Source organism: Brevibacillus massiliensis, from assembly GCF_000311785.1.
GTDB lineage: Bacteria > Bacillota > Bacilli > Brevibacillales > Brevibacillaceae > Brevibacillus_C > Brevibacillus_C massiliensis.
In genome coordinates, this window is record NZ_HE978542.1 from 91,613 (window position 1) to 113,524 (window position 21,912).

A 21,912-nucleotide genomic window follows, 5' to 3' on the forward strand; every position below is an offset into this window, starting at 1 on the left:
CTCTACTCACTCCCTTTTTGCTCCTTCAATGTGTCTCGTCTAGCTATTAAGTACGAATTGAGAATGTCAAGAGCATCGCTGATCTTCATTGCATCCTCATCGGTGATACCTTTAAACAGTTGATGAACGCAGTCATCGCTTAAAAACGGTACCTTCTTCTCCAATACTTCAGGGCGATCCGCCAGATAGACGCGCACGACGCGCCGGTCATGCTCGTCTTTTCGCCTGACGACGAGATGCTGCCGCTCTAACCTGTCGATGATGCCGGATGTCGTGCTGTAGGGCAACTCCGTCAGTTTGCTGAGCTCCCCTATCGTACGCGGGGAGTCCTTGATCATTTTCAGCACGTACACCTGCAGTCTGGTCAGCCCGCTATCGGCGAGAACAATCGTCAAAATGTCAAAAAACAGTTTGTTCGTCTGATTCAGTGTTTCGCTTAGTTTCACAATTTTATCCATCTCTTGCCTCCGCTACTATTTCAGCACATGAAATATTATGGCACAGAAGATATTTCGAGACAAGAAATAAATTCTAACGTTTTTATAAAGCGGGGAAAGACGTGCAGGGCGGCGATCTAACAATGTATTACGAACAAGTGGAAAAAAAATTTCCCTTTCTTGCAAAAAAATAAAATGCAGTTTCACCACGCGGATGAACTGCATTTGATGACAGGGCTATCGCTGCTTTACCACCATCCTGATGCCGTTCTTCGGCCGCAGCGTGACCAGCGGCTCGGGTTCAACCGGCGGATGGTCGGGCGCGAGCCGAAGCTGGAATCGCTGTGCCACGGTCGCAATGACGAGGGCCGCTTCCATCAGGGCGAAGTTGTTGCCGATACAAATGCGCGGCCCGCCGCCAAACGGGAAGAAGGCAAACTGGGGGATTCGCTTGAGCAGGTCCCCCTCAAAGCGTTCGGGGATAAATTGGTCGGGTTGGTCAAAGTACTCCGGTTTGCGGTGCATGACGTATTGGCTCATCATGATCGTCTCGCCTGGTTCAAATTGGTACTCGCCGATCTGGACCGGCTCCACGACCTCGCGGTTGATCGCCCAGGCAGCCGGGTACAGCCGCAGCGCTTCCCAGACGATGTTGGTGGTGTAGGTCAATTTCGGAATATCCTCTGCAGTGGGCAGCCTGCCTTCCAGTACCGTGTCAAGCTCCTCCCACAAACGGCGCTCCGCCTCCGGATGCTGGGACAAAAGGTACCAGGTCCACGACAGCGTGTTGGCCGTCGTCTCATGGCCGGCGATAAAGATGGTCATCACCTCGTCCCTGACCTGCTCGTTGGTCATGCCTGTTCCGTCCTCTTCGTCCCGGGCGGCAAGCAGCATCGCGAGCAAGTCGCTCAGGTCCGCAGCGTTTTTCCGGCGCCTCTCTTCTATTATTTTATAGATCGCTTTGTTTAAAATCTCGTTGGCCTGCTGAAACTCACGGTTGCTCTTCGTCGGCACCGAAGGGGGGATGTCGAAGATGGAACTGGCTTTTCGGCTGACGTAATGAAGCCCCACCTCGATCGCACGGCCGATCTCCTTGGCACTTTCATGTACATCGGTGCCGAACATGGTATTGGTAATGATCGCCAAGGTGAGCTCCATCATATCCTGATTGATCATCCGCTCCTCCCCGTCCTGCCACGAATCGGTCATCTTTTTGGCAAATCCGACCATGTCATCCGCATAGGAGGCGATGCGTTCTTTGCGAAAGGCCGGCTGGATCAGCCGCCGCTGCCGCAAATGCTTCTTGCCCTCACTGGTCAAGATCCCCTCCCCGACGACCGCTTTCGCTGTCTGCAGCCCCTTTGCCTTGTGAAAACTGGCGTGTTGGGTCACCAATACTTCTTTTATGTAATCGGGGTTGCTGATCAGATACACATGGCGTTTCGGGCCAAAACGGATGTGAACCACGTCCCCGTACTCCTCCGCCGCCCGCTGCAGGAAAGCGAGCGGATCTTTGCGAAATTCCAACAAGTTGCCGGAGATGGGCAGCCCCTTCGGCCCGGAAATCAATGATTTGACCATCGACTATCGCTCCTTTTTCGTCTTTCTCCATCTAGTATCTATACCTTTTCCCCGTTTCATGTAAAAATGTTTCAGCATGCGCGAAATAGAAAAAAGCAAGTCCCAAAAAGTCTGGTCCAGACTGGGACTTGCCCCCTCCTCTGTGTGATTGACTATTGATTATTCCGGTGGTAGTCGCCGCTCTTTCCGCCCGTTTTGCTCACCAGATACGTAGGGCCGAGCACCATCGCTTTATCCATGGCTTTACACATATCGTACACAGTCAAGACAACTGCGCTGGCACAAGTGAGCGCCTCCATCTCTACACCGGTCTGCCCTGTCGTCTTCACCGTCGCTTCCACAGCCAGCGTTTCTTCCCCTTCAAAGCTGAATTGGATGTCAATTCCCGTAAGCGGCAGCGGGTGGCACATCGGGATGATCTCCGCTGTTTTTTTTGCTGCCATCACTCCCGCTACCTGGGCGACAGCCAATACGTCACCTTTGCCGACGTTGCCTTCGCGAATGCGTCTAAGTGTTTCCTTGTTCATCGTGACCTGACTGCGGGCAACTGCCGTCCGTGCTGTAACCGCTTTTTCTGATACATCTACCATTCTCGCCCGCTGCTGCTGATTAAAATGGGTCAATTCATCTTTTGGATTCATCTGTGCCCGTCCTCCGATCGATTTTTTCTTACTCTTACCCTATCGGAGTATCTGGACAAAATCAACGAAAAAAACCTATTCGGCTGCTCTTAGTTTTCGTTTCATTCTTGTGGCCAAAATTTCCAAGGCGATGGCAAACGCTAAGATGAAATAAGTAATTACGCCAATTTCCCGCACGTCATAATAAAATGCGCTTGCCATAAACATATCAAACCCGATCCCGCCGGCACCGGCCGCCGCTCCCATAGCGACTGCAACGGCAAAGTTGATTTCAAACCGCATGAAGGTCCAAGAGATGAGATACGTTATGGAAGAAGGGATGACGGCCTGGAACACAATCTGCCACCAATTGGCACCGCTTGCCTTGAGCGCTTCCACCACATCTTTATCCAACTCTTCGAAAGACTCGGAATAAGCCTTAATCAAATATCCGACGGAATGAAAGGTCATGCCGATAACAGCCGCAACACTCCCCAAACCGGCTGCTACCGCAAAAATCAAAACCCACAAAACCGTTGGAACCCCCCTGATGAAAGCAACCATTCCTTTTATCATCACGGAAACCGTGTTCGAGGATAAGTTTCGTGCAGCCAAAAGCCCTAAAAACAACGCAATAACGGCGCCGAACAATGTCGTAAGAAACGCAAGCCCGAGCGTAACGATGACTTGCTTAAGAGCTCCGGCAAACGTAAAATGCTGAAAATGCGGCTCTAGAAACATCGTCTTGACCGTAACGAGCGAGTTATAAGCCGCTTCGAAAAAATGGACGTCTTTATAATCGAAGCTACTGAAACCGTACAAGGTCAAAGCGACTAACGTGAGCAGGGTGATTTGGATAACGAAGGAAGCCTTATTGAAAGGCTTCGTTCTGATCGGTTTGTTGTGAATCTGTCCAGCCTTGTTCCCGGCTTTATCATTGACGGCTCTGATCGATTCATCCCATCCCCATCCCATTTACAAGATCACCCTTCTCACATAATTTGAAATATACTCTATGATTAAAATAGCCGCGACAATGACGATCACTACCAAGCTGGCTGAGCTGTAATTCAAGCTTTTATAATATAAGCTAAACAAGAATCCGATTCCCGTCCCTGTCAAAATTCCTATGAGAGTCGCATGGCGGATGTTCGTTTCCACCATAAACAAAATCCAGCTAAGAAGCTGAGGCATGCTCGCAGGAATGACGGATTGAAAAATAATCGGAAAATAACCAGCTCCCGTAGCTCTTAAGGCTTCCACGGAACTTTGGCTTACCTCGTCGATCGATTCCATAAAAGCCCTTGTCAAAAATCCGAACGTTCCGAAAAACAGCGCAAAATATCCCGTTAAGACGTTTTGTCCGAACGAAAACAGCAAAATCATGGACCATGCTGCAACATCGATGTTGCGGAACAAAGCTGCGACAGCTCTGCTGAATGAGCTGAATATGCCGTTTATTCCAGTCGTATTGGAGCCTAAAATCGCGCACAGCAGAGCGAACAAAGCAGCCACCGTTGTTGCCGCAATGGATACCAGCACCGTTTCAACAAGTGTTTTCAATATGTCCGGCAGCTTTGTCATTGCCTTCTCATTCGGATAAAAGTTGGAAAATGTCCATTCTACCGCTTTCGGAATCGAGGTAAAGCCTTTGATCACATCATATTCCGTCACGGTGATTGCACCCCAAGTCAAAAATATCAACAAGGCGAAATAAATGAACGAGTTTCGTCTTTTCTTCGCAAAGAAATCAGCCTGCATGTTGTCCTCCCTGCTCATCAACGGTTTTCCCAAAATCGGTACCATAGATGCTTTGGAGCTCATTTGTCTTGACTCCATCAGGCGTTCCGTCATACACCACTCTTCCTTTATTAACTCCAATAATTCGGTCCGAATATTTCAAAGCCACGTCCACTTGGTGCAAATTGATGATAACGGTAATTCCCATGGAGGACGATATATTTTTAAGATGCTCCATAATAATCCTGGAGGCGTTCGGGTCCAAAGAAGCGATAGGTTCATCGCAGAGCAGCATCTTCGGGTTTTGGACCAAGGCTCTGGCAATCCCAACCCGCTGCTTTTGTCCGCCGCTTAGCTGGTCGCATCTTTTGTAAATGTGATCTTCCAAACCGAGAATCCGCAAAATGCTGTAAGCCTGCTGCTTTTCTTCTTCGGTGTACAAGCCCAGAACGCCGGCCAGCGTGGACTTATAACCAAGCCGGCCGTGCAGGACGTTTTCAATCACGCTTAAACGGTTGACCAAATTGTAATGTTGGAAAATCATGCCGATTCGCGTGCGCAGCTTCTTTAACTCTTTTTTCCGAAAATCCATTACATTGGCGCCATCGAAAATAATCTCGCCGCTGCTCGCATCAATCATACGGTTAATGCATCGAAGGAGAGTCGACTTTCCCGCTCCCGAAGGTCCGATGATCGAAACAAATTCTCCTTCTTTCACAGCGAAGCTAACATCTGATAACGCCTTTGTATCATGACCGTATTGCTTGGATACATTTTTAAATTCCAGTAACGTTGTCATGGCAACTCCTGGCTTATTTGGACAATTCCCGGATCGGATTGTACCAAGCGTCTTCTACCGTAACGAAATGTTCCTTGCCGGTTTTCTGCTTGAATATAGCTGTTCCCTTGGAATCCTTCGGCAGGAAAATTTTCGGGTTTTTCGTGACCTCATCGGAAGTAAAAGCGTCTCTAAGCTTCTTAACGTCTTCAGCACTAACCGTTCCCATATTGACGGCGAAAGGTCCGTTCAGAACCGGCGTTACGGAAATGACTGCAAATTCTTTCCCAACCAGCGTGTTAAACGGCTCAGCGGCGCCTTGTTTTACCTTGTATATCGCTCCAGGTTTATTGGCCGTTCCGGATGCCAATTCCACGTAGTTGGACACGCAACTATCACAGAACGCAGCTACATCCGCCTTACCCATCAGCAGGTTGGCCGCAGAGCCTTGGTGCGAACCTCCGAACAGCACCTCGCTGAAAAACTTGTCTTTGCCTCCTTGAAGCAAATCTTCCTCCGTCAAGTTTTTATATTTATCTTGTTTGCTGAAATGGCTTACGATCCCGGTAGAAGGCACTTTAAATCCGGAAGTGGAGCTGTTGGAAACGAAAGAGAATTTTTTACCGACAATGTTGTCGATGGAAAAGCCGTCGCCGTTTTTATAGGCTTCTTCATCTCCTTTTCTAACACTTAACCAGCTGTAGTAAATAGCATCATCCAATGTACCTGATTCGCCGCTATTTACGATAAGCGGTTGAACCTCCTTGTTTTTGGCGTTCGCTTCAACATAGCCTTGAGCTCCCATATACGCCAGGTCGGCATTCCCGTTGGCGATGGACTCGATTGCAATGATGTAATCCGTTGTCGTCTTATGTAATACTTTCTTTCCCGTTGCTTTCTCAATCACTTTCCCAATTTCATCCCGCGTATCTTGCAAATCCGCACCCGATTCGTTCGGATACCATGCGATCGTAATGGTGTCTTTCGTTTGGGCCGTGGTTGCGGGGGCAGACGTGTTGTTGGAATCAGCCGATTTGGAACTGCAAGCTGTAACTACCGCTACCAGAGATAAAGCAATACAAAGGGCAAATGCTTTTTTCATTTTAAATCTCCTCTCCAATTTCAAATCGGTTTTTCTTGATGATGTGTTATTCAAGTCAAGTATACAAATTGTTTATCAATGGTTTGTTACTCGAATTTTAAATTCATGTAAGATAAAAATAACAACGATTTAACTCGATACAAATTGACCATCCTGGATGCGGTATTCCCGGTTGCACAGATTTTGCATGAATTCAAGATCGTGGAAGATGCCGAGCATTGTTGTTCCTTCTTTCATCAACTGCTCGATCAATACCTTGACTTTGATCTTTGAAGCATGATCGAGACTTGCCGTCGGTTCGTCCAGCAGCAGCAGTCTCGGGCGCTTCACCATCGCCCTTGCGATGTTTAATCGAAGCTTCTCACCGCCTGAGAAAGTGGTCGGGTAACTGTCCCATAAGCTGCGGTCCAATTCGAAATGATCGAGCATCTTCTCCGTTTCACGGTCGGCAAATTCAGCTTCGCGGCCCATCTCCAAAATCGCATGCTTGACCAATTCCCTGGCTGTCGTTCTGGGCATTACATTCAAAAATTGCGATACATAGCCTATCTCATTCTTGCGCAACTCGATAATCGTTCTCTCGGGGGCATGAGCAAGGTCGATTGGCCCGAATTTTTTGGAATTGTATACAATATGACCTTTTTGCGGCAAATACGTGCGGTAAATGCACCTTAGAACCGTTGATTTTCCGCTGCCGCTTTTTCCGGTGATACCGACGAATTCACCTTCCTTAACGAAAAAGCTTACGTTATTTATCGCTTTGATATGTTTGTTTATGTTATGCAAAGTAAATGATTTGGACAAATGCTCGATCGTCAGTATGTTTTCCACAAAACCCCACCCTATCAAATCCTGTAATTGGTTTTCTGTATCAGCTTTCCGTCCACAAACACCGTAGTGATGACCGGAAAATCAGGTTCGATCTTTTCAATCACGAGAAGGTCAGCCTTTTTCCCTTCCCGGATGGAGCCGATTTCCTCATCAATGCTGACCGCTCTTGCGGGATTCAGTGAAACGAGCTTGAACATTTCAACCAAGTCCATCTGACAATGGTTCGCGAGATAAAATACAGCATGAAGCAGCGCAGCCGGATAATAATCGCTGCACAGAATGTCGATGCTGTGATGCCGGACCGCTTCCGCAGCCGACAAGTTTCCATTGTGCGAACCGCCCAAAATCACATTCGGCGCCCCCGCTACGGTATACATCCCTTTTTCCTTTGCTTTCCTGGCAATTTCCAGAGTAATCGGGAATTCGCTGATGACGGCGCCGAAGCTTTGCACCAGCTCCAGCTTTTCAATTGAATCGTCGTCATGGGAGGCAATAGGTATCTGATGTTCTTTGGCCAGCTCCGCGATCTCCCGGATCCCCGCCTCGGTTATTTTCGGTTTCGTTTGATGCTTGAATATGAGTTCATCGATGCTTTCGTCGTTGATTTGCTCATACCCTTTGATCGTTTTCCTGTAAACTTCCAGGTCCCGGTATTGCCCTTGTCCCGGCGTATGATCCATGAATGAGACAAGATGTACCTTCCGCTCGGAGATATACCTTTTTACATTATCGATTTCCTCCACATTGTCGATCTCAAATCTCGCGTGAAACCGATGGCGTACCAAATGCTTGGTCTCATGAGTCTGATCGATCAAATCAATCAATTTCCTCACATTTTCCGGCTCACGGATCGGCCTGTACTTATAATCGAGAGATTTAAAGATCGACAGCGAGTGATACATCGTTGTTATGCCATGGGAAATCAGTTCTTTTTCGGCTTCCCGAAGGCCTAGGCGGAAATCCATCAGAGAGGTGGGCCTTGGCGCCGTCATATGTTCGATATAATCGGAATGAATGTCGATGAATCCCGGGGAAACATACCCGCCAGCCGCATCGATCACCTCGATGCATTCGTCAGGCTCTATCTCCCCCTGCCTCGCTATTCGCTCGATCCGGTCCTCCCGGATTAATAGATCGAAGCCTTCAAGAATCGTCTCTTCCGTTATAATGAGTCCATTCTTAATCAGATACATACGACTGCCTCCATCTGTTGGTTTGATTAGAGCAGCGAATGAACCAACTGCTGCGTATAGGCATGCTGCGGGTCTTCAAGTATTTGGTCGGTTAAGCCTTGTTCGACCACTTGGCCGTTCAGCATGACCATCGTCCGGTCGGCAAGCATGCGGATCACGCTGAGATCGTGTGAAACAAGGAGGATGCTGATGTTCAGTTCCCGTTGCAAATGCTTGATCAAATCGAGCACGTTGGCTTGCACTGATAAATCGAGTCCTGTCGTTACTTCGTCCAGCAAAAGAATCGGCGGGTTGTTGGATAACGCCTTGGCGATTTGAACCCTCTGCTGCATGCCTCCGGAGAAGTTTTTCGGGGCTTCCTTCATCCGGTATACGGGAATATAAACCCGATCCAGCAGCTCTCTTCCCCTCGCTTCCATCGCCCCAACATTTCGGTTTCCGGCTGCGATCATCTTCTCCGCAATATTACCGATCGAGGTAAACTGCATTCTCAAACCCATCACTGGATTTTGGTAAACTTTGCCCATCAAGTGATTCCGGATAAATCTTTTTTGCTGGGCAGACTCCTCAAACAGATTGCTCCTACCTTCCTTATAGGCCTGGAGGTAGGCTTCTCCGCTTGTCACCTCCTGGTCAAAATAAATGCATCTCATCAACGTCGACTTGCCGCTGCCGCTCTCGCCCACTATGCCTAAAACTTCACCGGGATATAGTTCAAGCGATATATCCTGACACGAATATACGGTGCCGCAAGCCGGACAGTAATTTTTGTCTAATTTCCGTCCCGCCCGGCTTCCGCATTGATCGCATCCGCTGCCGAATTGCTTGTTCAAGTTTTTGATAGTCAGGATCGGAGCTGCCGATTCACCCATCTTTACGTCACCTCTTTATAAGGACTGCATAAGAACTGCCGATTGCCGATTCATCCGGCTTAAACAATAGCTGGTATCATTGCACTGGTAATAGATGACGCCGGCAGCGGCATCGAACAGTTCGTCCATAAACACCCCTTGAGCTCCACACAGCTTGCAGGACTTGTCTTGGAAAGATTCCGTCCGAAAAGGAACGTCTTCGAACGAAAGCGAGACGACCCGGGTATAGGGAGGAACCGCATAAATCTTTTTTTCCCGGCCTGCGCCAAGCAAAATTAACGCCTCGGAGTTGTCCAGCTTCGGGTTGTCGAACTTCGGTATAGGACTCGGCGCCATCACATACCTGTCATGCACCATAACCGGATGGTCGGCGCCGGTCGTCATATTTCTGTATTTCATGATTTGCTCGAACAGCATCAACCATGCGCCGCTGTAATCCTTTTCCCCGTGCAGCTTCTTGGTTTCCCGCTCACTGGGTTCATACTTCCGAAGAGGTTCCGGCAGCGGCACTTGCAGAACGAGAATCTGGCCGGGCTTAAGCGGAATTTCCGGAATCCGGTGCCTCGATTGAATGAGCGTCGCTTCCGACGTATCTTCTACGGTTTTCACGCCCGTCGTTTTTTGAATCAATTTTTTAATGCTCACAGCGTTGACGGATTCGTCCGATCCTTGATCGATTACTTTGAGCACGTCCTTTTTCCCGATCAGGGACAAGGTGAGCTGAAGCCCTCCGGTTCCCCACCCCCGGCCAATAGGCATTTCTCTGGAGGCGAAAGGCACCTGGTATCCAGGGATGGCGATGGCTTTCAAGGTCGCTCTGCGGATTTCTCTTTTCGAGCCTTCGTCAAAAAAAGCGAAATTATATTGGATTCGCATAGGTTACACCTCCTTCAGCTTTCTCGCTTTGAACTTGCTTCGTCTTGCGCACATCGTTCAACTTGGATTGGAAGGTGACATAGTGCGGCATTTTCAAGTGAGAAATAAACCCTGTAGACTCCACTGAATCGATATGGTAAAGAACAAATTCCTCGTTCTGCGTCGGTATGCTTTGATCGCCTTTCTCGAGGTTTTTGTCCAAAATGCTCATGGCAATCGCTTTGGTTTCATTTTGTCCGTAGCAGAGCCCGTAACCGATATCAAACTCAAGCTCTTTTCTGCCTTTTTCTCTTTCCACGGTTGCCGGCATCAGCATTTCCACTTCCGTCACTTTGATGTCTCCAATGTAGTAAGCTTCGTCCTCGTCCTCAGATGGCTTCAGCGGATTGTTGATATAGACGGGCAGTTGTCCGACACGCAACTCGCCGACGGTAGGATGGGTCGCTCCGTATCCGCGGATAACTGCATACGCCAACGAAGTAACAGCCCCCGTCTGCCCCCGGGTTAAAATTTGCAGCTTCTGGCTGCGGCTGGCCGGGAACGTCAAGCTCTTTCTCGTCACATCGTCCGGCTCCCGGTCATCTGCTGGACAATTTGCTATGAGACCTTCTTTTCTCAAATAATCCAACACTTTTGGCAACCGGGTTAAATCAGTATCTTGATTGAGGCTCTTCTCCCCAGCTCCGGCTTCATGTTCAAATTCGTGCAGCCATTCGCTAACCGCCGCTTCCGTTTCACCGATCAAGTCAAAATCCAGCAAGCGATGGCTATAATCCGTTGACGCTCCAAGGATTTGCCCGCCCGGAATATCTTTGAAGCTGGCGGAAATTCTTCTTTCTACCAGCATCTGCTCGGAAACAACCGTTTTCGAATAATGCTTTCTGGGCAAAGTGGACCGGTATGCTCTCAGAAGAAAAACAGCTTCCTCCGGATTGCCTTCCGCTTGCTTGATCGCAAGTGCCGCCAACGTTTCGCTGTACAGGCCGCTCTCCGACATGACTTGATCGACCAAGCCTCTCATTCCGCTTTCGATCTTATCGACGTCCAGCACTTTTTTTTGCTTTACTCTCTCGTATTTGATTCGTTTCAATGATTCCTCAATGGCAAAGGTGCCGCCTTTCACCGCTACGTACCCCATTTACCTGACTTCCTCCTTCCGTATCTGAGTCGTCCTTGGCAAACAAAGGAGACGATGGCTCTCGTCGATGAAGATGAGATCGATTCCAAGCGGATACTCGGCGTTTTTTTCCTCCCGAATTTGGATCCAGTCCGCGCTCGCCTTCACTTGAACAAAGCTTTCGCCGCGAATGCCCGGACCAGTCAGCCGTAAAGCCTTGTCCCCCGACACCGCCTCCGTTTCTACGATAACGGTGGCTGATTGGTGAGGATCGATCAGCTCTCCGATCTTCGCCTTTTGGAGAGCGTTCCGCAAATCGTCCGATGCAGCATCCTGCAGAACAAAAATAAAATCCGCACGCTCCGCTTCCGCTGTATTGGCGTAAGTTAGCCGGTTGAACATGTGCGTAACCTGGGCTTCCTTTTCGGAAAACACTTTGAAGGTGACCTCCGTATCCAGAAGCATCATGGCGATTATCATGGTCGAAGGAAAACAACCGGCATCCCTGTCCAGCTTGCCAGCCTCAGCGGCAAGATCGGAGATCAATCCCGGCCTCGACATGGAATCTACTACTTTTCTATAGGAAGCTTGAATATCGTGAACCAGGTCCAGCTTCACCATTGTCTCCCCTTTCATTCCGTGTCCATTGTTTCAAAATCTACTTTGGTCCTTAGCATTTTGGCTGCGAATGCTTTTCGCTCGTCCGCGATTCGGTCCGCTTCGGCCTGCAGCAATACCGACCAAGCAGCGGTTTCTTTCAGCCGGGCTTCATATGCCGCATCAATGACTGCCAAATCGTAGGCTCGCTCCGGTTCGTCGCCTTTCAAGATTCCAATCCCCATACAGCCTTCAATTTGGACCTTGCATTCGGTAACGAATACTTCGCCCAAATAAAACAAGCTTTTCTGCGCGGTTTCTCTTACCTTTACCATCACCAAGCCATGATTCGGCTCCTCTATCGTTGTCACTTGATACCGATTTTTGATTTCTTGCGCTAATGCAGCTGCAAGCCCGGCAGAACCGTTAATCAGGATCTCCGTTCTTTGTTTCCGCTTCATGCCAAACCTCCTTCCCGCTTGTGATCGTCTGCCAACAACCACGATATCTTGTTGCCAGGCCAGCGGATGTTAAGTTCATGTTAAAGTACATAGGTAAAGTAGTCGCCGCGGTAGATCGTTTTGCTGTACTCAAGCGTTCGGCCGGTCCGGTGATCCACACATTCGGATTCTAAAACTAACAAAGGGATCAAACCTGAACACGCAAGCAGTGCCCTCTCATATTTGGAAGGGAAAGTAACGCTTAGCAAAGTTTGTGTGGAACGGAGGTCCGTATATCCTCTTTCCCTGTAAAATTCGAACATCGAGGTAATTTCGCTCCCGATTCGTTCGATTTCGCCAAACATCGTTTCCGCCACATAAGAAATATGTACAGCCATCGGGACTTGATCGATGATTCGCAGCCTTCCCACTTTAAACACCCGATCCTGCTCTTCCGCTCCGAGTGCTTCATAAATTTTGTTGTTATATTCGATTGGCTCGCAAAATATATTTTTCGATTGATAGTTATAGCCCAGCTGCATCATCTTTTTGCTGAAGCTTTCTCTTGTGAACAACGCCAAGGGTATACGCTGATGCCGGTCTTTGACAAAGCTGCCTTTTCCTTGTTTGGAATAGATATAGCCCAGCTCTTGAAGCCTTTCATAAGCTTTCCGCGCGGTGATCCGGGGGACACGGAACAGATCCGCAAGCTCGTTCTCAGACGGCAGCTTATCGTCGGGATCGTATTTGCCTGCCTGAATATCCGCAATCAAGTGATCCATGATATCCATCTCTTCAGACATTTCAGCCAACCTCCTAAACGATAACTCGGAAACAAGGCACGGGGCATTCAGCATCAGATGCAGGTTCAGCTGTATTTCCGGAGAAAGCTTTCCATATCATTCAGTTCGTAAAAACGTTGTTCCAAAACCTCGCGCGGCCATTCCCACCAGGCAATTTGCAGCAGCTTATCAGCGATCTCCCGGGGAAACCTTACTTTAATAAGCTTGGCGGGAACGCCCGCTACAACCGTATAAGGCTCAACATCTTTCGTCACGACTGCGCCCGAGCCTATGACCGCCCCGGTTCCTACGCTGACTCCTTTCATCACGATCGCCCCGTGCCCGATCCAAACATCATGGCCAATCGTGACCCGGTTGGAACGGCGCCAGTTGAAAATCGTTTCATCATCCGTGTCGGCAAAACCGTAAGCTGCCCTGCGGTAGGTCATGTGGTGCTGAGTCACCCGATCCATCGGATGGTTTACAGGATTAATACAAACGTGGGAAGCAATAGAAGTAAATTTTCCAACCTCCGTATAGTTGATCGTCACGTCATCCATTGTATAAGTGTAGTCGCCGAGCTTTGATTCAACGATTTTGTTGCGGGGACCGATCGAGGTCCATTGCCCGGCGAAGCTGTTTTCCATATGAGTGCTTTCATGAATGCTTGGTTCGGCTGAAAGCTTGGCATAAGATCCTGGCCGATGAATGTGCCGCATGCTGCAACAACTCCTTTTAGGTACGGTTATTTTACGATCCGCATTTCTTTTCGCGCTTTTAACTCGTTTACGCAGGCCATGCCTGGGCTTTTGGAGCCCAACAATACTTCTTTTTCTCCATAAAAACCGTGAAAATCCGACCCTCCTGTTACGACCAAATCGTATGCCAAGGCGTACTCCTGAGCTTTCACTTCGTCATCGGGCTCGTGCAGCGGATGCCATGCTTCGATGCCCTGAAGCCCGCTTTCCACCAGTTCCGGTAAAGCGTCGAAATTATGGTACTGCCCGGGATGTGCCAGAACGGGCACGCCTCCGGCCATCCGGATTGCTTGAATGGCGGATTTTGCATCGACGTATTCCATAGGAATATAGGCTATGCCTGGCTGCTCCCCATTCTGGCCGCGGGAAAACAGTTTTTTGTACAACTCTCCGTAAATGGCCGTAGTGTACCCTTGTTCGACCAGCGCATGCATGATGTGTTGTTTATAAATGCCAGTGCCGCCTTCCGCAAACTTCATTACTTGTTCCAAGGTGATGGAATATCCGGCTTCGACCAGTTTGTTAATCATGGCCAGGCTTGCTTGCTGGCGTTTGTCGAGCAGCGGTCGGCATAAGGTCGCAATTGCGGGGTGCCCCGGTTCGATAAAGTAACCCAAAATATGTACTCTCGTTTTCCTCATAAAATCGTAAGCAGATATTTCAATGCCAGGGATAATTTCGATACCTCGTTCTTTTCCGAGGATCACCATTTCCTCAAGGCCTTTGGTCGTATCATGGTTCGTGATGGCCAAACAGCCTACGTCTTCTTTCAAGGCAAGATCCAGCACTTCGTCAAACGAAAAGGAACCATCGGATACAGTCGTATGACAATGCAGCTCTACTTTCATAGGAGAACCTCCTTAGCATCGCTTTAAGACCACGACCCAAGTCTAACTTGATGCCAAGTTGCAAGGGTTAAAGCACTGTAAACGGAATGTTAAAATACATGTAAACGTCTGTCCTGCCGATTTCACAAACGGACCTCGCCCGTGCGAATGCTTGCCAGCCAAGGCTCTGGTGTGCCTGCTGGCGGTCCGCGCCCACTTGTGATATCGTCAAGGGGAGGATTCAACCCTGTTCCAAAACAGAGTAATAAATGGAAAGTGAGGAATCGTAGATGAGAGTATCTGTTCTGCTTTTTGCCGGTTTGGCTGAGCGTGCGGGAACACGCCAGCTCGAAGTGGAAATTCCCGAGGGGGCAACCGTAGAATTCCTGCTTCAGCAGATTGGACAAACCGCCCCCGCTCTGGCATCGCTCTTGCCCAGCTGCTTTGTCTCGCTTAACCAGGAGTACGCCGCACCAGATCAGACGGTGCCCGCGAATGCGGAGGTCGCGCTGATCCCCCCTGTCAGCGGCGGGGAAGATTCCTCACGGTTTTTGGTGACAGAAGAACCGCTCAGCGCAGATACACTGATCAAACTCGTGTCCAACCCGCACGCCGGAGCTGTCCTTACTTTTGTCGGCACGGTTCGGGAGTTCACCAAAGGACAGCGGACTGTATATCTGTCCTACGAAGCATATGCCCCGATGGCTGTGGAAAAAATGAAACAGATTGCAGCGGAAATCGAAGAGCGCTGGCCAGGAGCACAGGTCGCCATGCACCATCGCATCGGCCAATTATCGATTGAGGAGATCGCCGTGATCATTGCCGTTGCCACGCCGCACCGGAATGAATCTTTTGAAGCAGGCCGTTATGCGATCGAACGGTTGAAACAGATCGTCCCGATCTGGAAAAAGGAAGTGTGGGAAGACGGCAGTGAATGGAAGGGACATCAGCAGGGTCCCTGGAACCCGCTCGCACCTGCTGATCCGACTGTATAACCGCTGATGCCGCAAGATGTTTGCAATCGTCATGCGGCGGCCTACATAGGTGACCAAGGGCAACTTTGAACATTGTGTGAAAATAGGGTGGAAGATTTGCCAAGAATCAAGTATAATGTACTCGAACAGAAACGAAACGTCGTTTCATCTGGTGAAACCAGAATCTTTCCCCAGCCATTTCTTCTGTATAATAAAGGAGGTAATACGTTTGGCTAACAAAGACGCTTATTCAGTAAAATCGTCATTGACCGTGCAGGGCAAAGCGTATGCGTACTATCGCATCCAGGGCCTTGAAGAACAAGGCATCGGGCAAGTTTCCAAGCTGCCTTTTTCGATTAAAGTGCTGCTCGAAGCGGCGGTTCGCCAATTTGACGGCCGCGCGATCACCAAGGAACACGTTCAGCAGCTGGCCAATTGGACCAAAGGGCGCGATGCCAACAAAGAGGTGCCGCTGGCGCCTGCCCGGATCGTTCTGCAGGACTTCACCGGCGTGCCGGCTGTCGTCGACCTGGCAGCAATGCGCGTCGCGATGAAAAAGAGCGGCGGCGATCCAAAACGGATCAACCCACTGGTACCTGTCGATCTGGTCATCGACCACTCTGTCATGGTAGACGAGTTTGGTTCGGCAGATGCGCTCGCAGCCAACATGAAACTGGAATTCGAACGCAACGAAGAGCGCTACCGCTTCCTGCGCTGGGCGCAAACGGCATTTGACAACTTCCGTGCCGTACCTCCGGCGACCGGGATCGTTCACCAAGTAAACCTGGAATACCTGGCAACCGTTGTCGCCACCCGTGAGATCGACGGCGAAGTCGTCGCTTTCCCGGACTCTCTGGTCGGTACCGACTCCCATACCACGATGATCAACGGTTTGGGCGTGCTCGGCTGGGGTGTCGGCGGCATCGAGGCAGAAGCAGGGATGCTGGGACAGCCGCTCTACTTCGTAACGCCTGAAGTCGTCGGCTTCAAGCTGACCGGTACGTTGAAGCCGGGAGCTACCGCCACCGACCTGGCCCTGACCGTAACGCAAATGCTGCGGAAAAAAGGCGTTGTCGGCAAGTTCGTCGAATTCTACGGACCCGGCCTCTCCAACATCTCGCTTGCAGACCGCGCTACCGTTGCCAATATGGCGCCTGAGTACGGCGCGACGATGGGCTTCTTCCCTGTCGATGCCGAAACGCTTAACTACCTGCGCCAAACCGGCCGCAGCGAAGAACTGATTCAATTGGTCGAAACCTATACCAAAGCACAAGGCTTGTTCCGTACGGATGACACTCCGGATCCGGTCTTCTCCGACACGTTGGAGCTTGATCTGTCCACTGTCGTTCCCAGCCTTGCAGGACCGAAACGCCCGCAAGACCGGGTAGAGCTGACGCAAATGAAAGAAGCTTTCAACCAAAGCCTGCGCACTCCGATCGACAAAGGCGGCTTCGGTCTCGATGAGGCCAAAATCGCGAAAAGCGTGGAAGTGCACCATCCCAACGGCGAAACCAGCACGATGAAAACAGGAGCTGTCGTCATCGCGGCCATCACCTCCTGCACCAACACCTCCAACCCGAGCGTCATGTTGGGTGCCGGGCTGCTCGCCAAGAAAGCGGTGGAAAAAGGCCTGAAAAAACCGGGCTATGTCAAGAGCTCGCTGGCTCCCGGCTCCCGTGTCGTCACACAGTACCTTGTCGACGCCGGCCTGATGGATTCGCTCGACGCCCTTGGCTTCAACGTCGTCGGCTACGGCTGCACGACTTGTATCGGAAACTCCGGTCCGCTGCCGGAAGAAGTCAGCAAAGCAATCGCTGACAACGACATGACGGTAGCTGCCGTACTGTCCGGCAACCGCAACTTTGAAGGACGCATTCACGCGCTGGTCAAAGCGAACTACCTGGCTTCTCCGCCGCTCGTCATCGCGTACGCACTGGCTGGAACCGTCGACATCGACCTTGAGACGGAACCGCTTGGCCATGACAAACACGGCAACCCTGTCTACCTGAAAGACATCTGGCCAACGCCGCAGGAAATCGCCGAGGTCATGAGCAAGGCGATGAACCCGGAACTGTTCCGCGCCCAGTACGCCCAAGTCTTTACGGCAAACGAGAGCTGGAACAAAATCGACGTGCCGACCGGCGACTTGTACGAGTGGGATCCCAACTCCACCTACATTCAAGAACCGCCGTTCTTCAAGAATCTGTCTCCGGAAGTGGGACATATCGGTGAAATCAAAGGCGCGAAAACACTGGCCCTGCTCGGAGATTCCGTCACGACTGACCACATCTCGCCGGCAGGTAACATCTCGCCAACCAGCCCGGCCGGTCTTTATCTGCAGTCCAAGGGAGTGGAGCGCAAAGACTTCAACTCCTACGGTTCCCGCCGCGGCAGCCACGATGTGATGATGCGCGGTACGTTTGCCAACATCCGCATCCGCAACCAAGTGGCACCTGGTACGGAAGGCGGCGTGACCAAGTACCTGCCAACCGGTGAAATCATGTCGATCTACGATGCTTCCATGAAATACCAGGCAACAGGTACGCCGCTGGTCGTCATCGCCGGAAAAGAGTACGGAACGGGAAGTTCCCGCGACTGGGCGGCAAAAGGTACCTTCCTGCTTGGAGTCAAGGCAGTCATCGCCGAGAGCTTCGAGCGCATTCACCGCTCCAACCTGGTAGGCATGGGCGTTCTGCCGCTGCAGTTTGCAGACGGTGCAAGCTGGCGTTCGCTCAACCTGGATGGCACGGAAACCTTTGACATCCTGGGCCTGAGTGACAACGTGCAGCCTGGCCAACGCATCAAAGTGCACGTTACCCGCCAAGACGGCAGCCAGTTTGACTTCGATGCGATCGTCCGCCTCGACAGCATGGTAGACGTCGACTACTACCGCAACGGCGGTATTCTGCAAGCTGTTCTCCGTCAAATGATGGATGAAAAACAAGTGCCGGTAAGCTAAGCATACAGGCAAAGGCCCATGACTGATGTGGGTCTTGCCCCTGTCTGGCGGCATACTTTATACGTAAAAACCAGGAGTCCGGTTATTGTACCGGGCTCCTGGTTTTTATCCCCCGATATCTCCAGGCGGGCAATTGTTAACCCATTTTCACACGCGGGTACGAACCACTTTTCCTAAAAACAGGTGATATACCTTTTTTCATGAAAAATAACCCTTCCATGGAAACAGGAAGGGACTAGCTTTTTAACCGGAATGGGCCTTTCTGACTCCTTACATGTACCTTGCGATCAGGTCGGCGAACAGCTTCATATCTACATTTCCCCCGCTGACCAGCACAACTGTCTTTTTCCCTCTCAGCCTGGTTCTCTGAAAGGCCATCGCAGCAAGGGCGGCCGCTCCTGAAGGCTCTGCCACCAGCTTTCCTCTCGCCGCCAGCAGAACTGCCGCCTTGGCGATCTCCTCTTCGGACACCAGTACCATCTCGTCAACGTATTTTTGCGCATGGGCAAACGTCCTCTCGCCGACCCGCTTGGCCTTGAGTCCGTCGGCCATCGTCTCAAGCTGATCGACTTCTGTCAGGCGGCCGGTGACGACCGATTCGTACATCGATCTTGCCCCTTCCGGATTGACGCCGATGACCTGGATAGCGGGATTGCTTTCCTTTAATGCAGCCGCCACTCCGGAGATTAACCCGCCGCCGCCGACGGGGATGATCACTGCTTCCACGTCGGGAAGCTCATCGAGTATTTCCAGGCCAATCGTTCCCTGGCCGGCGATCGTCAGTAGGTCGTCAAACGGGTGGACCATGGTCAGCCCTTCGCTTTGGCTTAATTCCAAGGCCCTCTGGTACATCGTGATGGACGTGCTCCCGCCGTCGACCACCCTGGCCCCGTATCCGATCACGGCCGCCTTTTTGCTTTGAACCGGCTCTGTCGGCATGGAGATAGTTGCTTTTACGCCCAGCAGGCGGGCTGCATAGGCTGTTCCCGCGCCGTGATTTCCGGCTGAGAAGGCGACGACGCCTGCGCTTTTTTCCGCCGCTGACAGATGGGAAATTTTATGATACGCCCCCCGCACCTTAAACGACCCCGTCTTTTGCAGGTTCTCGGGCTTGAAATAGATTTCATTTCCCGACATGTCGCTGAATGTCTTCGAGTACTGCAAAGGAGTGGCCTGTATCACGCCGACCAGGTTTTCTCTCGCCTGTTGAATATCTGAAACGGTAACGTACACGAGTCTTCACTCCTCCTGGATCTTCACGTATGCCCGTTCGCCATGCGTGTGAAACGAATCACTGTTCCCGGCCGCTGCGCGCCTGTTTGACCGCTTGGGTAAACTGGGCAGCCAGTTCCGTCAGCTTGGCAAAATCTCCGGATTCGACAGCCTGCCGATTGACCAGGTGGCCGCCAATGCCAACGGCAGCGACTCCGGCCTTTACGAAGGCGGCCAAATTGTTCAGATCGACTCCACCCGTCACGACGATCGGAACATGGGGGAAGGGACCCTTGACGTCCTTGACGTACGAAACGCCCAGTGTCGCTGCCGGAAAAACCTTTACCATCGCAGCCCCCCACTCCATGGCGGTGATGATTTCTGTCGGTGTCATCACCCCGGGTATTGCGATTTTGCCATAACGCAGCGAGGTTCGGATGACGTCTTGATGAAGACTCGGACTAAAGATAAAATCAGCCCCGCTGGCGATCGCCAACCTGGCCGACTCACTGTCAATGACGGTTCCTGCCCCGACAATCGCCCGCCCTTTCAGGTTTTGGGACAGTCGGCGGATCGCGTCGAAGGCTCCCGGCGAGTCGACAGTCACTTCCAGGGCCGTAACCCCGCCTTCGACCAGGCTTTCCGCCACTTTGTCAACCTTGTCTTCCGGCACCCTCCTGATGACGGCAATCACCCCCGATTCCGTCAGCTTTCCGAGCAACTCTATGATCGGCAGCATCTGTACCTTTCGCTCCTCTACCTTTTGATCTCTTTTGTCTGGTCTGAAAAAATCTGCGATTCGAACGGATATCCTTCCACATCTCCGGCCACCGTCAAGGCGTACGCGCCAATCCGATTTCCCAATTCTACCGCTTTCCGGTACGGCCAGCCGCGGATAAGCCCCGACAGGAACCCGCCGGCAAAACCGTCGCCGGCACCGATCGGATCGACGATTTGCGCGACGGGAAAACCGGGAACATACTCATCGGCTCCGCAAGTGGCATAGTACGCCCCTTTTTCTCCCAGCTTGATCACGGCCAGATTTACGCCCGTTTGTAAAAAGACCTTCGCGATCTCTTCCGGGGATGTCTGTCCAGTCAGGATTTCTCCCTCCTCCAGGCCCGGCATGACAATGTCACACTTCTTGGCAACCTCCAGCAGCACTTCCCGGGTACGCTCCTTCGTCCAGAGCTTCAGGCGAATATTGGGGTCGAACACGACGGTTAATCCGTGCTTTTTCGCCAGGGTGATGGCATGGTGAACCGCATCCAGACAAGATGGACCAAGCGCAGGGGTAATGCCCGTCAGGTGAAGGAACTTTGCCCGGCTGAGGTACTCCTCGTCCACATCGGCCGGCGACAGTTTGCTGGCGGCCGAATCCTTGCGGTAATAAGTGACTCTCGGTTCTTGCATCGCCTGGCGCTCTTTAAAAAACAGTCCCGTGGGAAACTGGTCGTCAAAGAGGACCCGGGAGGTATCAACTCCTTCCCCCCTGATAAAATTTCGCACGTACACGCCAAACTCGTCGTTTCCCAACCGGCTGAACCATCCTGCCTGGTGGCCCAACCTGGCGAGGCAAATGGCAACGTTGGACTCGGCACCGCCAATCGATCGGTGAAACGTGGTTGCAAACCGCAGCGGCCCCACGGTAGGAGGATAAAACAGGACCATCGTCTCACCAAAGGTAACTACATCCATGGTATCCATCCTTACTGAATTCATCTTCGATTTCTACAATGACTTCGATTTCAACTGGCGTATGAAAGGGCAGTTCGTTGGAGGAGATCGCAGAGCGAGCGTGTTTGCCTTTTTCGCCAAACACCTCGACAAACAATTCGGAACATCCGTTTATGACATATGGCTGTTCGGCAAAACCATCCGCGGAATTGACGAACGCCAGAACTTTCACAATCTGTTTTACCCTATCCAAATCACCTAAAAATTCCTTCAAAACAGCCAGGCAGTTAATTCCCGTCTGCCTCGCAGCGTCGTAGCCCTGCTCAACCGTTAAATCGGAGCCTATTTTCCCCTTGTACTTCAGTACTCCGTCAACCCGGCAGTCCTGGCCTGACAGGTAGACAAGATTGCCTACCCGCTTGGCTGGCTGGTAAATCGCGGCCGGTTTCGGCGCAGGCGGCAGTGTGATACCCATTTCGGCTAATCTTTTTTCGATCCTTGCCATAGTTCCAGACTCCTTTTTATTCAAGTTGGCAGCT

The 21,912-nt window shown here is 51.1% G+C and carries 23 protein-coding genes; 2 read left to right on the forward strand and 21 right to left on the reverse strand.

Annotated features, from left to right (window positions below; genetic code table 11):
- Positions 1 to 2 precede the first annotated feature (2 nt).
- From HGBM_RS27685 to HGBM_RS16060, 17 genes are all read right to left on the reverse strand, one after another.
- Positions 3 to 458, reverse strand: coding sequence for a MarR family winged helix-turn-helix transcriptional regulator (locus tag HGBM_RS27685; protein WP_019122098.1), 456 nt, complete (start codon positions 456 to 458; stop codon positions 3 to 5).
- Between the two features lie 216 nt (positions 459 to 674).
- Complete coding sequence (locus HGBM_RS15985) at positions 675 to 2,018, reverse strand: cytochrome P450 (protein ID WP_019122099.1); 1,344 nt, start codon at positions 2,016 to 2,018, stop codon at positions 675 to 677.
- Positions 2,019 to 2,170: 152 nt separating this feature from the next.
- Positions 2,171 to 2,659 carry a cyclic pyranopterin monophosphate synthase MoaC gene (gene moaC / locus HGBM_RS15990; protein WP_019122100.1) on the reverse strand — a complete coding sequence of 163 codons (489 nt, stop codon included), beginning with the start codon at positions 2,657 to 2,659 and terminating at the stop codon, positions 2,171 to 2,173.
- 75 nt (positions 2,660 to 2,734) lie between these two features.
- Positions 2,735 to 3,613 (reverse strand): PhnE/PtxC family ABC transporter permease, encoded by an 879-nt coding sequence (locus tag HGBM_RS15995; RefSeq protein ID WP_019122101.1) that lies wholly within the window; start codon positions 3,611 to 3,613, stop codon positions 2,735 to 2,737.
- Positions 3,614 to 4,399, reverse strand: a complete 786-nt coding sequence (locus HGBM_RS16000) for a PhnE/PtxC family ABC transporter permease (protein WP_019122102.1) — start codon at positions 4,397 to 4,399, stop codon at positions 3,614 to 3,616.
- On the reverse strand, positions 4,389 to 5,177 hold the full coding sequence (gene phnC, locus HGBM_RS16005) for a phosphonate ABC transporter ATP-binding protein (protein WP_019122103.1): 789 nt from the start codon (positions 5,175 to 5,177) through the stop codon (positions 4,389 to 4,391). The genes HGBM_RS16000 and phnC overlap by 11 nt, the downstream gene beginning before the upstream one ends.
- Before the next feature lie 13 nt (positions 5,178 to 5,190).
- On the reverse strand, positions 5,191 to 6,258 hold the full coding sequence (locus HGBM_RS16010; RefSeq protein ID WP_019122104.1) for a PhnD/SsuA/transferrin family substrate-binding protein: 1,068 nt from the start codon (positions 6,256 to 6,258) through the stop codon (positions 5,191 to 5,193).
- Positions 6,259 to 6,387: 129 nt separating this feature from the next.
- Positions 6,388 to 7,089, reverse strand: a complete 702-nt coding sequence (locus HGBM_RS16015; RefSeq protein WP_019122105.1) for a phosphonate C-P lyase system protein PhnL — start codon at positions 7,087 to 7,089, stop codon at positions 6,388 to 6,390.
- Between the two features lie 14 nt (positions 7,090 to 7,103).
- Positions 7,104 to 8,282 carry a phosphonate metabolism protein PhnM gene (gene phnM / locus HGBM_RS16020; protein ID WP_019122106.1) on the reverse strand — a complete coding sequence of 393 codons (1,179 nt, stop codon included), beginning with the start codon at positions 8,280 to 8,282 and terminating at the stop codon, positions 7,104 to 7,106.
- 26 nt (positions 8,283 to 8,308) lie between these two features.
- A complete protein-coding gene (locus HGBM_RS16025; protein ID WP_019122107.1) occupies positions 8,309 to 9,154 on the reverse strand; it encodes an ATP-binding cassette domain-containing protein in 846 nt (281 codons plus the stop codon).
- Positions 9,155 to 9,169: 15 nt separating this feature from the next.
- On the reverse strand, positions 9,170 to 10,030 hold the full coding sequence (locus HGBM_RS16030) for an alpha-D-ribose 1-methylphosphonate 5-phosphate C-P-lyase PhnJ (protein WP_019122108.1): 861 nt from the start codon (positions 10,028 to 10,030) through the stop codon (positions 9,170 to 9,172).
- Positions 10,014 to 11,168: a carbon-phosphorus lyase complex subunit PhnI gene (locus tag HGBM_RS16035; protein ID WP_019122109.1), complete on the reverse strand. Its 1,155-nt coding sequence runs from the start codon at positions 11,166 to 11,168 to the stop codon at positions 10,014 to 10,016. Before HGBM_RS16035 ends, HGBM_RS16030 begins: the two co-directional genes overlap by 17 nt.
- A complete protein-coding gene (gene phnH / locus HGBM_RS16040; protein ID WP_019122110.1) occupies positions 11,169 to 11,768 on the reverse strand; it encodes a phosphonate C-P lyase system protein PhnH in 600 nt (199 codons plus the stop codon).
- 11 nt (positions 11,769 to 11,779) lie between these two features.
- Positions 11,780 to 12,205, reverse strand: coding sequence for a phosphonate C-P lyase system protein PhnG (gene phnG, locus HGBM_RS16045; RefSeq protein WP_019122111.1), 426 nt, complete (start codon positions 12,203 to 12,205; stop codon positions 11,780 to 11,782).
- A gap of 80 nt (positions 12,206 to 12,285) precedes the next feature.
- Positions 12,286 to 12,987 carry a GntR family transcriptional regulator gene (locus HGBM_RS16050; RefSeq protein ID WP_019122112.1) on the reverse strand — a complete coding sequence of 234 codons (702 nt, stop codon included), beginning with the start codon at positions 12,985 to 12,987 and terminating at the stop codon, positions 12,286 to 12,288.
- Positions 12,988 to 13,052: 65 nt separating this feature from the next.
- Entirely contained in the window at positions 13,053 to 13,685 is a 633-nt protein-coding gene (locus HGBM_RS16055; protein ID WP_019122113.1) for a DapH/DapD/GlmU-related protein, read from the reverse strand.
- A gap of 26 nt (positions 13,686 to 13,711) precedes the next feature.
- On the reverse strand, positions 13,712 to 14,572 hold the full coding sequence (locus tag HGBM_RS16060; RefSeq protein ID WP_019122114.1) for a PHP domain-containing protein: 861 nt from the start codon (positions 14,570 to 14,572) through the stop codon (positions 13,712 to 13,714).
- 269 nt (positions 14,573 to 14,841) lie between these two features.
- Here HGBM_RS16060 and HGBM_RS16065 point away from each other — a divergent pair, with 269 nt between their 5' ends.
- Positions 14,842 to 15,546: a molybdenum cofactor biosynthesis protein gene (locus HGBM_RS16065; RefSeq protein ID WP_019122115.1), complete on the forward strand. Its 705-nt coding sequence runs from the start codon at positions 14,842 to 14,844 to the stop codon at positions 15,544 to 15,546.
- A gap of 208 nt (positions 15,547 to 15,754) precedes the next feature.
- Positions 15,755 to 18,484 carry an aconitate hydratase AcnA gene (acnA, locus tag HGBM_RS16070; RefSeq protein WP_019122116.1) on the forward strand — a complete coding sequence of 910 codons (2,730 nt, stop codon included), beginning with the start codon at positions 15,755 to 15,757 and terminating at the stop codon, positions 18,482 to 18,484.
- Between the two features lie 270 nt (positions 18,485 to 18,754).
- On the opposite strand, the gene HGBM_RS16075 is transcribed toward acnA, so the two are convergent.
- From HGBM_RS16075 to HGBM_RS16090, 4 genes are read right to left on the reverse strand one after another with little or no spacing between them, the layout of a single operon-like run.
- Positions 18,755 to 19,717, reverse strand: a complete 963-nt coding sequence (locus HGBM_RS16075; RefSeq protein ID WP_019122117.1) for a threonine ammonia-lyase — start codon at positions 19,715 to 19,717, stop codon at positions 18,755 to 18,757.
- Positions 19,718 to 19,775: 58 nt separating this feature from the next.
- Positions 19,776 to 20,435: a bifunctional 4-hydroxy-2-oxoglutarate aldolase/2-dehydro-3-deoxy-phosphogluconate aldolase gene (locus tag HGBM_RS16080; protein ID WP_019122118.1), complete on the reverse strand. Its 660-nt coding sequence runs from the start codon at positions 20,433 to 20,435 to the stop codon at positions 19,776 to 19,778.
- A gap of 17 nt (positions 20,436 to 20,452) precedes the next feature.
- Entirely contained in the window at positions 20,453 to 21,394 is a 942-nt protein-coding gene (locus HGBM_RS16085; protein WP_019122119.1) for a sugar kinase, read from the reverse strand.
- A complete protein-coding gene (locus HGBM_RS16090; RefSeq protein ID WP_019122120.1) occupies positions 21,372 to 21,878 on the reverse strand; it encodes a RidA family protein in 507 nt (168 codons plus the stop codon). The genes HGBM_RS16085 and HGBM_RS16090 overlap by 23 nt, the downstream gene beginning before the upstream one ends.
- Positions 21,879 to 21,912 lie beyond the last annotated feature (34 nt).